Genomic DNA, 12660 nt, shown 5'->3' on the forward strand with positions numbered 1-12660 from the left:
ACAGGGTGTGAATAGTGTGAAAGGTATGAAATCGACCGGTCGACGGCCCGTGCGGCGTCAGAGTCGGTCGTAACGTTCCCACAGATCGTCTCCGGCGGGCGCGGCGCCCAGGCGACGGAACTTGGGGGCGTCGGCCAGCTTTGCAAGCGCCAGGGCGGCCACGCAGGGCCGCCCCTCGGCCCCCAGCAGGATCGGGGCGCGGAACCATTCCAGCCGATCCACCGCCCCGGCCCGCAGGAACGAGGCCGCGACCTGGCCGCCCCCCTCGATCAGGAGGGAGGCGACGCCAGCGGAGTCGAGCGCCCGCAGGACGGCCGGGATCGACGGCCGGCCGTCCTCGGTCTCGACCTGGCGGACCCGGGCGGCGCCGACGGGCGCGGGCGGGGCGGCGGTCAGGATCAGGGTGTTCTCGCCCGCCAGCTTCGCCGTCGCGGGCGTGCGAAGCCGGCTGTCCAGGACGACGCGCAACGGTTGATCCACCGCGCGGCCCGGCAGGCGGGCGGTCAGTTCGGGGTCATCGTGCAGCACCGTCTCCACCCCGACCAGGATGGCGTCATGGGCGGCGCGCAGGCGGTGGCCCTCCAGCCGCGCGGCCTCGCCGGTGATCCAGCGGCTTCGCCGGACGCGGTGGCGATGCGCCCGTCCAGGGAGGTGGCCAGCTTGAGGGTGACGCGCATCAGGCCTTGCCGGGCGGCTCGTCGAAGCCTTCGTCGCCCAGGAATTTGGCGAAGTCGCCGGTGTGGCGGAAGTCCTTGTACACCGAGGCGTAGCGGACGTAGGCGACCTCATCGACGCCCTTCAGCGCCTTCATGATGAAGTCGCCGACCACGCTGGACGGGATTTCGGTCTCGCCCAGGCTTTCCAGCTGGCGGACGATGCGGTTGACCATTTGCTCGATCTGGTCGGCGTGGACCGGGCGCTTGCGCAGAGCCACGCCCAGGGAGCGCTCCAGCTTGTCGCGGTCAAACGGGGTGCGGCGGCCGTTGCGCTTCAGGATGACCAGTTCGCGCAGCTGCACCCGCTCGAAGGTGGTGAAGCGCCCGTTGCAGTTGGGGCAGGACCGGCGGCGTCGGATGGCCGAACCGTCGTCCGACGGCCGGCTGTCCTTCACTTGGGTGTCCTGATGACCGCAGAAGGGGCACTTCATCGGACGGTCATCCGTAGATGGGGAAGCGGTGCGTCAGTTCGCGCACCTGGGCCGCCACGCCGGCGACCAGGGCGGGATCGGCCTCGTCCCCGCCGTTCATCGACGAGACGACGTCGGCGATCCAGTGGCCGATCTGCTGGAACTCGGCCTCGCCGAAGCCGCGCGTGGTGCCGGCCGGCGTGCCCAGCCGGACGCCCGAGGTGACGGTGAAGGGGGCGGTGTCGAACGGCACGCCGTTCTTGTTGCAGGTCATCAGCGCCTTTTCGAGCTCGTGCTCGGTGGCCTTGCCGGTCACGCCCTTGGGCCGCAGGTCGACCAGCATCAGGTGGCTGTCGGTGCCGCCCGAGACGATGGCCAGGCCGCGCTCGACCAGGACGGCGGCCAGGGCCTGGGCGTTCTTGACCACCTGCTGGGCGTAGAGCTTGAACTCGGGCTTCAGCGCCTCGCCGAAGGCCACGGCCTTTGCGGCGATGACGTGCTCCAGCGGGCCGCCCTGCAGGCCGGGGAAGACGGCCGAGTTGATCTTCTTGCCCAGGTCGGCGTCGTTGGACAGGATCATGCCGCCGCGCGGGCCGCGCAGGGTCTTGTGCGTGGTGGTGGTGACGACGTGGGCGTGCGGGATCGGGTCGGGATAGACGCCGCCGGCGACCAGGCCGGCGTAGTGGGCCATGTCGACCATCAGATAGGCGCCGACGCTGTCGGCGATCTCGCGGAAGCGCTTGAAGTCGATGTGGCGGCTGTAGGCGCTGGCGCCGGCCAGGATCAGCTTGGGCTTTTCCCGCTCGGCCATCTCGGCGACGTGATCGTAATCAATGAGATGGTCGTCTTCCTTCACCTTGTAGGTGACGGGGCGGAACCACTTGCCGGACTGGTTGGCGGGCGAACCGTGGGTCAGGTGGCCGCCGCAGGCCAGATCCATGCCCAGGAAGGTGTCGCCCGGCTGCAGCAAGGTGAAGAAGACCGCCTGGTTTGCCTGGGCGCCCGAGTGGGGCTGGACGTTGGCGAAGGCGGCGCCGAACAGCGTCTTGGCGCGCTCGCGGGCCAGGTCCTCGGTGATGTCGACGTATTCGCAGCCGCCGTAGTAGCGACGGCCGGGATAGCCTTCGGCGTATTTGTTGGTCAGGACCGAGCCTTGCGCGTCCAGCACCGCCTGGGAGACGATGTTCTCCGACGCGATCAGCTCGATCTGTTCGCGCTGACGGCCCAGTTCGCCCTGGATGCCCTTGAAGACGTCCGGATCGGCGTCGGCGAGCGTCTTGGTGAAATAGGCGTCGTGGGTGAAGGCGGTCACGCTGAAATCCCCGCAAATCGAAAGCTGGCCTATCTAGGCCGCGGCGGGAAGAACCACAACATGTTGTGGTGAACGCGCTCAACCGTGGCCCAGCACGCGCCTCAGCTTGGCGATCGCCACGCGTTCGACGGCCTTTGGTTCGTTCGCCGGGCCCATGGCGCTGACCTCGCGGCCGGAGGCGACATGGATGGCCGAGCATTTGACGTAGGGGCCGTTGCGGACGAACTCGACGATGACCTCTCCGAGGTCGTCGCCGGACGTCATGCGGCGACGGGCCGGCGCGCCACGTTGCAGTGGGAGAAGAGCTTGTCCATCGCCTGGACCAGGTGATCCATCATCGCATCGGTGTGGTTCGGCGAGGGGGTGAAGCGCAGCCGCTCGGTCCCCTTGGGCACGGTCGGATAGTTGATCGGCTGGACATAGACGCCGAAGTCTTCCAGCAGCATGTCCGAGATCATCTTGCAGTGGACCGGATCGCCCACCAGCACCGGCACGATGTGGCTCTCCGACGCCATGACCGGCAAGCCGGCGGCCTCGAACCGGGCCTTCAGCGTCGCCGCGCGCTCCTGGTGCTGGTCGCGCAGTTCGGGGTGGGCCTTCAGGTGACGCACCGAGGCCAGGGCGCCGGCGGTCAGGGCCGGGGGCAGGGAGGTGGTGAAGATGAAGCCCGAGGCCCAGCTGCGCACCGCGTCCACGATCACGGCGTCGGCGGCGATATAGCCGCCCATCACGCCGATGGCCTTGCCCAGGGTGCATTCGATGATGTCGATCTGGTCCAGCACGCCGTCGCGCTCGGCCACGCCCGCGCCGGTGTCGCCGTACAGGCCCACGGCGTGCACCTCGTCCAGATAGGTCAGGGCGCCGTACTTTTTGGCCAGGGCGATCGTGCCCTTCAGGTCGGCGATGTCGCCGTCCATCGAATAGACGCTCTCGAAGGCGATCAGCTTGGGCGCGTCGGCTGGCGCATCGGCCAGCAGGGCCTCGAGATGGGCCAGGTCGTTGTGCTTGAACACGTGCCGCTCGCCGCCGCCGTGGCGGATGCCGGCGATCATCGAGGCGTGGTTCAGCGAATCCGAGAAGGTGATCAGGCCCGGCAGGATCTTCTGCAGGGTCGACAGGGTCGCCTCGTTGCCGACATAGCCCGAGGTGAACAGCAGCGCCGCTTCCTTGTGGTGCCAGGCGGCCAGCTCGGCCTCCAGGTCGACGGCGGGGCGGGTGGTGCCGGAGATGTTGCGCGTGCCGCCGGCGCCGGCGCCCATCTCGTCCAGCGCCCCATGCATGGCGTCCAGCACCGCCGGATGCTGGCCCATGCCCAGGTAGTCGTTGGAGCACCAGATCACCACGTCCTGCTCGGACCCGTCCGCGCTGCGGCGCGTGGCGCGCGGGAACTGGCCGCGCACGCGCTTCAGGTCGGCGAAGACCCGGTAGCGGCCCTCGCTGCGGACCTGCTCCACGGAGTTCTGAAAGGCGGCCTTATAGTCGAACAAGAGACGCGTTCTTTCGCTTATGGCGACGTGCCCCGGTATTTGCGCCGCTCGGACGGGCTTGTCCATGTCCCCGACGTGGACAAAACGCCCCAAACCCTTAATTGATAACGGTTCTCAGATTGGGCGCGGCGAGGGAGGGCGGCCGCGCCATTCGGTGCAAGGCCAAGCTTGAATACCCCCGTTGCGCCATCGTTTGCCCCGTGACAGGCTCGCCCCTGCAATTCCCAAAGGGACGCGCTGGTGCGTCCGCCGCGCTCGGGGGGACCGGAAGGCGGATAGAGGCGATAACGCCCGCCGCGCCAAGGGTCCGTGCGCTTCACTTTGCAAGGGCATGGAAACGCCAATGACCATTTATCTTTCGCTCGCCTTCGCGGCCGGCGTGCTGGGGGTGCTGTTCGGCGCCGTCCAGACCGGCGTGCTGATGAAGGCCAGCGCCGGCAACGACAAGATGCGAGAGATCGCGGCCGCCATTCAGGAAGGGGCGTCGGCCTATCTGAAGCGGCAATACATGACCATCGGCCTGGTCGGGATCGTGATCCTGATCGCCGCCTTCTTCCTGATCGGCCCCTATGCGGCGGTCGGCTTCCTGATCGGCGCGGTGCTCAGCGGCGCCGCGGGCTATGCGGGGATGCTCATCTCGGTGCGGGCCAACGTCCGCACCGCCCAGGCGGCGTCGGAGAGCCTGGCCAAGGGGCTGAACCTGGCGTTCCGCTCGGGCGCCATCACCGGCATGTTCGTGGCGGGCGGGGCCCTGATCGGGGTGTCGGGCTATTACATCGTGCTGACCCATCACCTTGGGCTGGCCCCGACCAGCCGCGAGGTGATCGACGGCCTGGTGGCGCTGGGCTTCGGCGCCTCGCTGATCTCCATCTTCGCGCGTCTGGGCGGCGGCATCTTCACCAAGGGCGCCGACGTCGGCGGCGACATGGTGGGCAAGGTCGAGGCCGGCATCCCCGAGGACGATCCCAGAAACGCCGCGACCATCGCCGACAATGTGGGCGACAACGTCGGCGACTGCGCCGGCATGGCCGCCGACCTGTTCGAGACCTATGCGGTGACGACGGTGGCGACCATGGTGCTGGCGGCCATCTTCTTCCGCGACCAACCCTATGTCGGGGCGATGATGGCCCTGCCGCTGGCGATCTGCGGCGCCTGCGTCGTCACCTCGATCATCGGCAGCTTCTTCGTGCGGCTGGGCAAGTCGAACAACATCATGGGCGCGCTGTACCAGGGGCTGATCGTCACCGGCGTGCTGTCCATCGGCGCGGTCTGGTGGGTTATCGACCAGATGGTGACCGGCCCGATCGTCACGGTCGGGGGCCTGGAGATCCAGCCGATGGCCCTGTTCTGGTCCGGCATGGTCGGCCTGGCGGTGACCGCCGCCATCGTGGTCATCACCGAATACTACACCGGCAGCCATTCGCGCCCCGTGCGCTCGGTCGCCAACGCCTCGGTGTCCGGCCACGGCACAAACGTGATCCAAGGCCTGGCCGTCTCGCTGGAGGCCACGGCGCTGCCGGCGCTGACGATCATCGTCGGCATCGTCGCCAGCTTCCAGCTGGCGGGCCTGTTCGGCATCGCCATCGCCACCACGACCATGCTGGGCGTGGCGGGGATGATCGTGGCGCTGGACGCCTTCGGCCCCGTCACCGACAACGCCGGCGGCATCGCCGAAATGGCGGGCCTGCCGTCGGAAGTGCGGCATTCGACCGACGCCCTGGACGCGGTGGGCAACACCACCAAGGCAGTGACCAAGGGCTACGCCATCGGTTCGGCCGGCCTGGGGGCGCTGGTGCTGTTCGCGGCCTATACGTCGGACCTGCAGTACTTTTCGGCCAATCCGGCGGATTATCCGTTCTTCGCCGACATGGGGCCGATCGCCTTCGACCTGACCAACCCCTATGTCGTGGTCGGCCTGCTGTTCGGGGGGCTGCTGCCCTTCCTGTTCGGCGGCATGTCGATGATGGCGGTGGGCCGCGCGGCCGAATCGGTCGTGGCCGAGGTGCGCCGCCAGTTCCGCGAGAACCCCGGCATCATGACCTATCAGGTCAAGCCGGAGTACGGCCGGGCGGTCGACATCCTGACCCGGGCGGCGATCCGCGAGATGATCGTGCCGTCGCTGCTGCCGGTGCTGTCGCCGATCGTGCTGTTCGTGGCCGTCCTGGCCATTTCGGACAAGGCCAACGCCTTCGCGGCGCTGGGGGCCATGCTGATGGGGGTGATCGTCACCGGCCTGTTCGTGGCCATTTCGATGACGTCGGGCGGCGGCGCCTGGGACAACGCCAAGAAGGTGATCGAGGAAGGCTTCACCGACAAGGCGGGCGTGGTCCACGGCAAGGGATCCGAGGCGCACAAGGCCGCCGTCACCGGCGACACCGTGGGCGATCCCTACAAGGACACGTCGGGCCCGGCGGTGAACCCGATGATCAAGATCACCAACATCGTGGCCCTGCTGCTGCTGGCGGTGCTGGCCAGCGGCACGGTCGGCTGATCCTGCCTGGTCCCGGAAAAGACCAAAGCCCCGGAGAGCGATCTCCGGGGCTTTTTCTTTCGGGCCTGTGCGCGCGACGCGGTGGCCTGCGGCCTGAGGCCAATCCGGCGCCTTGGCGGTCCTAGTCCGGGCGGCGCTGGCCGGGGATGTCTTCCTCGGTGCGGGGCAGCTGGCCGCGGCCGACGTTGCCCAGCAGCTGTTCCAGCACGGTCAGCGAGCGGCCGCGCGTGGGCGTCTCGTTGGAATTCATGGCGATCTGCTCGCCGTCGGCCAGGCCCAGGGTGCGCACGCCCGCGACCTTGTCGCCGCCGTCCTCGAAGGTGATTTCGGTGACGGTGCGCTGGGAGATGACGGGGCGATTGTAGGTGTATTTCTCGGTCGTCTGGCTGATGTAGTACCAGACCTGGTCCGGCTCGAAGGTCGAGGTGGTGGACGGCGAGCCCAGCTTGGCCAGCACCGTTTCCTTGGTGTCCGTGCCGGCGACCACGTCCTGGGGCTTGGCGTCGATGGCCTGGAAGCCGTTGTTGCCGATGGTCGGCGCGCACGCGGCGCTGAGGCCGGCCAGCGAAACGGCGACGAGAAGCGGGGCGAAACGGGACATGATCGGGCGCCTGCGAGGGAACAAGGTCTTTGACCTAGACGGACCCGCGTCCTAGTTCAACGTCGCGGCGTAAAAGGGGCCGTGCGGGACATCATGCTGAAACACCTCTTCAAGACGCGGCCCGGCGGCCGGATCGGCGACGATCTCTACGCCCTGGCCGTGGCCCAGGCCCGCAATCCGGCCTTCTACACCCGACTGGGGGTTGAGGACCGGATCGACGCGCGATCGAACTCTACACCCTGCACGTCCTGCTGCTGGTGATGCGTCTGCGCGACGAGGACACCGTGCGCGGCCAGGAAACCGCCCAGACCCTGTTCGACGTCTATGTGTCGGCGCTGGACCACGCCCTGCGCGAGGAAGGCGTGGGCGACATCTCGGTCGGCAAGAAGATGCGCAAGCTGGGCGAGGCGCTGTATGGCCGGATGACCGCCTATGAAGGGCCGCTGCGCCAGGGCGACGCGGAGGCCTTGGCCCAGGCCCTGGCGCGCAACGTCTACGGCGCGGACGCGGCGGAACACGCCGGCGCGCTGGCGCGCTACGCCCTGGCGGCCCGCACGGGGCTGGGCGCGCAGGATTTCAACGCGGTGCTGGCCCGGCCCGCCTGGGGGCGACGTCTAGAGAGCCATGAAAGACCTTCCTTTCACCGACACGGTGCGAGATCAACCAGATCGGCGCGGGCCTGAGCCGGCGGCTGGAACCGGACGCCGATGCGCGCAAGCGGATTGCTCGGTCGCTGGACCTGCAGGGGCTGGAGAGCTTCGTCGCCGAGATAGAACTGGCCCCCACGCCGACGTCCAGCGCCTGGACGCTGAAGGGTCGGGTGACGGCCCATGCGGTCCAGACCTGCGGCCTGACGCTGGAGCCGCTGCCCCTGGACGTGGATCGCCGCTTTTCCATCCAGCTGGTCGAATCGGCGCCGCAGGAGGCCGAGGAGATCGAGGTGACGCTGGACGAGGACGACGTCGATCCGATCGAGGACGGCAAGATCGACCTGGGCCAATACGCCGTCGAACAGCTGGCCCTGTCGCTGGACCCATTCCCGCGCAAGGCCGGCGCCGCGTTTGTCCAGCCCGACGAGCCGGCCGAGATCTCGCCCTTCGCCGCGCTGAAGGCCCTGAAGCCGGGCGGCGACCCAGGCCGAGGTTGACCTAGCGGCCGGTTGGTTGCATCCCCGGCCGAGGCGCTATCGTCCCGCGCCCCCCATGAGGCGTCGCGACAAGACGACGCGGCCATACGAGGTCCCATTGCCAGCCCCAGTAACGATCTCGCTTGACGCCATGGGCGGCGATCACGGGCCGTCCGTCGTCGTGCCCGGCGTCCGCAGCTATCTCCGCACCCACGGCGGGCAGGGCGTTCGCTTCCTGCTGCACGGCGACGAGGCCGCGATCGCGCCCGAGCTGTCGCGCTGCGGCCTGACCGAACTCTGCGAGATCCGCCACACGGACAAGGTGGTGGCGATGGACGAGAAGCCGGCCCAGGCGATGCGTCGCGGCAAGGGCTCCAGCCTGTGGAACGCCATCGAGGCGGTGAAGACCGGCGAGGCCGGCGGCGTCGTCTCGGCCGGCAACACCGGCGCCCTGATGGCGATCTCGAAGCTGATCCTGCGCATGGCGGCCCCGGGGCTGGAGCGTCCGGCCATCGTCGCCAGCTGGCCCACCTTCAAGGGGGTGACGGCGGTGCTGGACGTCGGCGCCAACATCGGCAGCGACGCCGAACAGCTGGTCGAGTTCGCCATCATGGGCGAGGCCTTCCAGACCGCGGTCCACGGCGTGGCGCGCCCGAGCATCGGCCTGCTGAACGTCGGGTCCGAGGACATGAAGGGCAATGAGCAGGTCAAGGAGGCCCACGCCATCCTGCGCGACGGGCCGTTCGAGCTGAACTACCAGGGCTTCGTCGAGGGCGACGACATCGGCAAGGGCACGGTGGACGTGGTCGTCACCGACGGCTTCACCGGCAACATCGCCCTGAAGACGGCCGAGGGCACCGCGCGCTACGTCTCGGCCCTGTTGCGCGAGGCGCTGACCTCGAACCTTCAGGCCAAGCTGGGCGCGGCCATCGCCATGCCCGCCCTGCGCCGGATGCGCGAAAAGATCGACCCCAGCGCCATCAACGGCGGCCCCTTGCTGGGGCTGAACGGCATCGTGGTGAAGAGCCACGGCGGCGCCGACGCCAAGGGGTTCGGCAATGCGATCCGCATCGCCGTCGACCTGGCGCGCAGTGACTACATGACCAAGGTCGGCGCCAACCTGGGCCGGCTGGAAGCCGTGTTCGACCACGCCGCCCCCGCCGGCGAAATCTCTGGAGACACCCCCCAGTGAGCGTCACCCGCAGCGCCGTCACCGGCGTCGGCTCCTTCCTGCCGGAGCAGATCGTCACCAACGCCGACCTGGCCGAGATCGTCGACACCTCCGACGAATGGATCCAGGAACGCACCGGCATCAAGCAGCGCCACAAGGCGCGCGACGACCAGCCGACCAGCGACCTGGCGGTCGAGGCGGCCAGGAAGGCCCTGATCGACGCCGGCAAAACGGCGGCCGACGTCGATCTGATCATCGTCGCCACCACCACGCCCGACATGACCTTTCCGGCCGTCGCCTCCATCGTCCAGCGCAAGCTGGGCGCGCCGGTTGGGATCGCCTTCGACGTCCAGGCGGTGTGTTCGGGCTTCGTCTATGCGCTGAGCGTCGCCGACGGCTTCGTCGCGCGCGGCCTGTCGAAATGCGCCCTGGTCATCGGCGCCGAGGAGATGACTCGGCTGATGGACTGGACCGACCGGACCACCTGCGTCCTGTTCGGCGACGGCGCCGGGGCCGTGGTGCTGGAGCCGCGCGAAGGGCAGGGGACGGCGGCCGACCAGGGGATGCTGGGCTTCGCCCTGCGCGCCGACGGAACCAAGACCGACCTGCTCTACGTCGACGGCGGCCCGGCCTCGACCGGCACGGTCGGCCACCTGCGCATGGCCGGCAACCAGGTCTTCCGCCACGCCGTGGTCAACATCGCCGAAGGCATCACCGCCGCCTGCGAGGCCGCCGGCATCCAGGTGTCCGACGTCGACTGGTTCGTGCCCCACCAGGCCAATCAGCGCATCATCAAGGGCGTCGGCGACCGGCTGGGCCTGGACGAGGATAAGGTGATCTCGACCGTGGCGATGCACGCCAACACCTCGGCCGCCTCGATCCCGTTGGCGCTGGACGCCGCGATCCAGGACGGCCGCATCAAGAAGGGCGACATGGTCCTGCTGGAGGCGATGGGCGGGGGCCTGACCTGGGGCGCCTGCGCGGTCCGACTGTAGCAAGCGCGCGGGGCCCATTGATTTCCGGCGGGTTTCGCGTCTCTATGCGGCGCAAGGTAGTCGGGTAGGCAATCAGGGAGGCGGTCGTCATGGCTGGACAGCAGACCCTCACGCGCGCGGACCTGTGCGAAGCGGTTCATGCGGAAGTCGGACTGTCGCGCCAGGAGTGTTCGCAGCTGGTCGAGCGCACCCTGGATCTGATCGTCGACGCGCTGGAGCGCGGCGAGACGGTCAAGCTGTCGGGCTTCGGCGTCTTCCAGGTGCGCGAGAAGCGCGCCCGCATGGGTCGCAATCCCAAGACCGGCGAACCCGCCGCGATCAGCCCGCGCCGGGTCATCAGCTTCCGCGCCTCGCAGATCATGAAGGGGCGTGTGCACGACGCGGTCCTGGAAGACTGATCGCCGTGGCCTCGCCCAAGAGCGCCAACGCCTTTCGCACCATTTCCGAGGCGGCCGAGGAAGTCGGCGCGCCCCAGCACGTGCTGCGGTTCTGGGAGACCAAGTTCGCCTTCGTCGCGCCGGTCAAGCGGGCGGGCGGGCGGCGTTTCTATCGCCCGGCCGACATCGCGGTGCTCAAGGCCGTCAAACGCCTGCTGCACGACGAGGGCCTGACGATTCGCGGCGTGCAGCGCCTGCACAAGGACCAGGGGCTGAAGAAGCTGCTGGGCGCCGAGGCCTCCGTGCTGATCGACGACGGCGATGCGCCGCCGCCCCCGCCTGCCGCGCCGACGCAAGGCGTGGAAACGCCCGCCGACAGCGCCCGGCTGCGCGCCGTCCTGGCCGATCTGGAGCAGGCCAGGGCCCGGCTGGACGCCGTTCTCTCACAGTAGGTGGAAAACCCGGTTTTTGGGTTTGCGGCCGGCGAGCCGCCCGTCTATAGGGAGCGCCTTCGGAGCGTGGCGCAGCCTGGTAGCGCACTTGACTGGGGGTCAAGGGGTCGCAGGTTCGAATCCTGTCGCTCCGACCATCTAAATCATTGATTTGGAATGGTTTTGAAGGGGCCGCCGTACGGCGGCCCCTTCGCAGTTCCGCCGTGGGGCACATATGGGGCACAAGCTGCGATTCGCTCTCGTGACTTGTTCAGCGGTTCCCTACCCGTGTCGCCGCTTTTCAAAGGTCTGCCCGGCTTTCTCGGGTGCCGCGACGGGCTTGGGGAGTCTCGGGCCTGGGAAGCACGTCGGCCATGCCCTGAGCATTGCCAAGAACGAGTATCGATGTCCGGCTGCCCTGGCCCGGCTCAATGACTGTTGCTGACTCGAAAGCGACCTTGGGAGCGTCCGCTTTGCGACGAGGCCCCACCGGCCGGTAGCCTTCAACTGCTCCCTGTAAATGCGGCCACGGTGATGCAACTGCTGCAGAATGGGAGGTTGTGTCTCCACGGCCCGGAGGATTCGAGCAATGTCCACTAGCCGTGCGGCGCAATCGGCTGGTCGGGATCTTCCTTTCGTCCTGCATCTTCGATCGCCTTGCGGAAACCTTCGGCGACATTCTCGGCCGCGCTTTCGCCAAGGCTCGCATACCGTCCAGCCTCGCTCAGTCGGTAGAGCTTGGGCTCCCTCAGTGAGAGGAGTGCAAAGTCATCCGGGGCGTTGCCTTCGTCGTAAAGCTCAGGAAACAGCGACAAGGCCGAGTAGACCGTGCGGGCGTTGATAGCCGGCTGAGCGGTGTTCCAGATATGGACAGCGGTCGAGGTGCGACCGAGGCGTATTCCGAAGTCCGGTGTGAACGTCACTTTGAACAGACCGGAAGCGTGCGCGTAGGTCGCCGGCTTGAACGTCATCAGCTCCCCGGATTGGCCGCGCGCCACGTCGCAAGGCGCTTCAGGGCCTGGCTCGCAGACGACCGTTCCGGCGCACGCTTGATGGAGGTCAGAGACTGCAGGATCTCATCGAGCGACGCTTCTTCTCCGAGAAATCGGGACGCCCCCCGTTTCATGCTGCGGTGGAAATCGTAGCCGCCTTTCCCACCTGCAACCCGGCCACGGATCGCGGTTCCGCGGGGCTTCTCATTTAGAGAGAGCAGTTTGAGATAGGCGGAAAAACCGAACGTCGGCATGGATTGGTGTCCTTGGAAGGCGGTGACTGGCGGCCGCGCGGGACACGGCCGCCAGCGAGGGCTCCGATCATTTGCCCTTGTTGCGGGCCTGGGTGAGCGCCGAGGCCGCCGCAGTTTTGGCGGCGGCGGACGACTTGGGATTGCTGAGCACCTTTCCGGCGGCGCTGGCGGCGCGCGGCGAGGTGGTTTCGTTTCTTTGCTTGGTCATTGGATGGTTTCTCTGCGGAGCGACGGGAATCGCCGTTCACCCGTCGACTATGTCCTGTTCCCAAAATGGGCGCAATATCATTGTTCCCA

At 68.1% G+C, this 12660-nt stretch carries 18 protein-coding genes and 1 tRNA gene; 9 read left to right on the forward strand and 10 right to left on the reverse strand.

The genetic code is table 11. From position 1 onward, the window contains the following. Positions 1-57: 57 nt before the first annotated feature. The 6 genes from MU852_RS16820 to hemA form a co-directional block, all read right to left on the reverse strand. Positions 58-585: a RibD family protein gene (locus MU852_RS16820; protein ID WP_249751988.1), complete on the reverse strand. Its 528-nt coding sequence runs from the start codon at positions 583-585 to the stop codon at positions 58-60. Beyond that, positions 504-677 (reverse strand): hypothetical protein, encoded by a 174-nt coding sequence (locus MU852_RS16825; protein ID WP_249752005.1) that lies wholly within the window; start codon positions 675-677, stop codon positions 504-506. Before MU852_RS16825 ends, MU852_RS16820 begins: the two co-directional genes overlap by 82 nt. Further along, a complete protein-coding gene (nrdR, locus tag MU852_RS16830; protein WP_249750510.1) occupies positions 677-1147 on the reverse strand; it encodes a transcriptional regulator NrdR in 471 nt (156 codons plus the stop codon). Before nrdR ends, MU852_RS16825 begins: the two co-directional genes overlap by 1 nt. A gap of 7 nt (positions 1148-1154) precedes the next feature. Next, the gene (gene glyA, locus MU852_RS16835) at positions 1155-2438 is read right to left on the reverse strand and encodes a serine hydroxymethyltransferase (protein ID WP_283843696.1); all 1284 of its coding nucleotides are present in this window, start codon (positions 2436-2438) and stop codon (positions 1155-1157) included. Between the two features lie 78 nt (positions 2439-2516). After that, the gene (locus MU852_RS16840) at positions 2517-2702 is read right to left on the reverse strand and encodes a DUF6898 family protein (protein ID WP_249750511.1); all 186 of its coding nucleotides are present in this window, start codon (positions 2700-2702) and stop codon (positions 2517-2519) included. Further along, positions 2699-3925 carry a 5-aminolevulinate synthase gene (hemA, locus tag MU852_RS16845; RefSeq protein WP_249750512.1) on the reverse strand — a complete coding sequence of 409 codons (1227 nt, stop codon included), beginning with the start codon at positions 3923-3925 and terminating at the stop codon, positions 2699-2701. The genes MU852_RS16840 and hemA overlap by 4 nt, the downstream gene beginning before the upstream one ends. Positions 3926-4268: 343 nt before the next feature. Between hemA and MU852_RS16850 the strand changes: the two genes are divergently transcribed. Beyond that, the gene (locus tag MU852_RS16850; protein WP_249750513.1) at positions 4269-6416 is read left to right on the forward strand and encodes a sodium-translocating pyrophosphatase; all 2148 of its coding nucleotides are present in this window, start codon (positions 4269-4271) and stop codon (positions 6414-6416) included. 121 nt (positions 6417-6537) lie between these two features. Here MU852_RS16850 and MU852_RS16855 read toward each other — a convergent pair whose 3' ends face one another. Then, complete coding sequence (locus MU852_RS16855) at positions 6538-7017, reverse strand: outer membrane protein assembly factor BamE (RefSeq protein ID WP_249750514.1); 480 nt, start codon at positions 7015-7017, stop codon at positions 6538-6540. 93 nt (positions 7018-7110) lie between these two features. Between MU852_RS16855 and MU852_RS16860 the strand changes: the two genes are divergently transcribed. The 8 genes from MU852_RS16860 to MU852_RS16895 all read left to right on the forward strand — a co-directional run bounded on the left by MU852_RS16860 (position 7111) and on the right by MU852_RS16895 (position 11275). Beyond that, positions 7111-7278: a hypothetical protein gene (locus MU852_RS16860; protein WP_249750515.1), complete on the forward strand. Its 168-nt coding sequence runs from the start codon at positions 7111-7113 to the stop codon at positions 7276-7278. Further along, the gene (locus MU852_RS16865; RefSeq protein WP_249750516.1) at positions 7278-7700 is read left to right on the forward strand and encodes a ubiquinol-cytochrome C chaperone family protein; all 423 of its coding nucleotides are present in this window, start codon (positions 7278-7280) and stop codon (positions 7698-7700) included. The genes MU852_RS16860 and MU852_RS16865 overlap by 1 nt, the downstream gene beginning before the upstream one ends. Positions 7701-7837: 137 nt before the next feature. Then, positions 7838-8164, forward strand: a complete 327-nt coding sequence (locus MU852_RS16870; RefSeq protein ID WP_249750517.1) for a YceD family protein — start codon at positions 7838-7840, stop codon at positions 8162-8164. A 97-nt stretch (positions 8165-8261) separates the two neighbouring features. Continuing rightward, positions 8262-9335: a phosphate acyltransferase PlsX gene (gene plsX / locus MU852_RS16875; RefSeq protein WP_283843698.1), complete on the forward strand. Its 1074-nt coding sequence runs from the start codon at positions 8262-8264 to the stop codon at positions 9333-9335. Then, positions 9332-10309, forward strand: a complete 978-nt coding sequence (locus MU852_RS16880; protein ID WP_249750519.1) for a beta-ketoacyl-ACP synthase III — start codon at positions 9332-9334, stop codon at positions 10307-10309. The genes plsX and MU852_RS16880 overlap by 4 nt, the downstream gene beginning before the upstream one ends. Before the next feature lie 89 nt (positions 10310-10398). Next, positions 10399-10707: an integration host factor subunit alpha gene (locus MU852_RS16885; protein ID WP_249750520.1), complete on the forward strand. Its 309-nt coding sequence runs from the start codon at positions 10399-10401 to the stop codon at positions 10705-10707. Positions 10708-10712: 5 nt separating this feature from the next. After that, entirely contained in the window at positions 10713-11138 is a 426-nt protein-coding gene (locus MU852_RS16890) for a MerR family transcriptional regulator (RefSeq protein ID WP_249750521.1), read from the forward strand. 60 nt (positions 11139-11198) lie between these two features. Further along, positions 11199-11275, forward strand: a tRNA-Pro gene (locus MU852_RS16895). A 438-nt stretch (positions 11276-11713) separates the two neighbouring features. On the opposite strand, the gene MU852_RS16900 is transcribed toward MU852_RS16895, so the two are convergent. The 3 genes from MU852_RS16900 to MU852_RS16910 form a co-directional block, all read right to left on the reverse strand. Further along, on the reverse strand, positions 11714-12088 hold the full coding sequence (locus MU852_RS16900) for a hypothetical protein (protein WP_249750522.1): 375 nt from the start codon (positions 12086-12088) through the stop codon (positions 11714-11716). Continuing rightward, positions 12088-12363, reverse strand: a complete 276-nt coding sequence (locus MU852_RS16905) for a hypothetical protein (RefSeq protein ID WP_249750523.1) — start codon at positions 12361-12363, stop codon at positions 12088-12090. Before MU852_RS16905 ends, MU852_RS16900 begins: the two co-directional genes overlap by 1 nt. 67 nt (positions 12364-12430) lie before the next feature. Continuing rightward, complete coding sequence (locus MU852_RS16910) at positions 12431-12571, reverse strand: hypothetical protein (RefSeq protein ID WP_249750524.1); 141 nt, start codon at positions 12569-12571, stop codon at positions 12431-12433. Positions 12572-12660 lie beyond the last annotated feature (89 nt).

Origin of the sequence: Brevundimonas albigilva (genome assembly GCF_023503965.1) — a bacterium.
Taxonomy (GTDB): domain Bacteria; phylum Pseudomonadota; class Alphaproteobacteria; order Caulobacterales; family Caulobacteraceae; genus Brevundimonas; species Brevundimonas albigilva.

Bases quoted from the DNA above. Each gene is read 5' to 3' on its own strand.
- MU852_RS16825 (WP_249752005.1), bottom strand. From the start codon at position 677: ATGCGCGTCACCCTCAAGCTGGCCACCTCCCTGGACGGGCGCATCGCC.
- nrdR (WP_249750510.1), bottom strand. From the start codon at position 1,147: ATGAAGTGCCCCTTCTGCGGTCATCAGGACACCCAAGTGAAGGACAGC.
- MU852_RS16840 (WP_249750511.1), bottom strand. From the start codon at position 2,702: ATGACGTCCGGCGACGACCTCGGAGAGGTCATCGTCGAGTTCGTCCGC.
- MU852_RS16850 (WP_249750513.1), top strand. From the start codon at position 4,269: ATGACCATTTATCTTTCGCTCGCCTTCGCGGCCGGCGTGCTGGGGGTG.
- MU852_RS16855 (WP_249750514.1), bottom strand. From the start codon at position 7,017: ATGTCCCGTTTCGCCCCGCTTCTCGTCGCCGTTTCGCTGGCCGGCCTC.
- MU852_RS16860 (WP_249750515.1), top strand. From the start codon at position 7,111: ATGCTGAAACACCTCTTCAAGACGCGGCCCGGCGGCCGGATCGGCGAC.
- MU852_RS16865 (WP_249750516.1), top strand. From the start codon at position 7,278: ATGCGTCTGCGCGACGAGGACACCGTGCGCGGCCAGGAAACCGCCCAG.
- MU852_RS16885 (WP_249750520.1), top strand. From the start codon at position 10,399: ATGGCTGGACAGCAGACCCTCACGCGCGCGGACCTGTGCGAAGCGGTT.
- MU852_RS16900 (WP_249750522.1), bottom strand. From the start codon at position 12,088: ATGACGTTCAAGCCGGCGACCTACGCGCACGCTTCCGGTCTGTTCAAA.
- MU852_RS16905 (WP_249750523.1), bottom strand. From the start codon at position 12,363: ATGCCGACGTTCGGTTTTTCCGCCTATCTCAAACTGCTCTCTCTAAAT.
- MU852_RS16910 (WP_249750524.1), bottom strand. From the start codon at position 12,571: ATGACCAAGCAAAGAAACGAAACCACCTCGCCGCGCGCCGCCAGCGCC.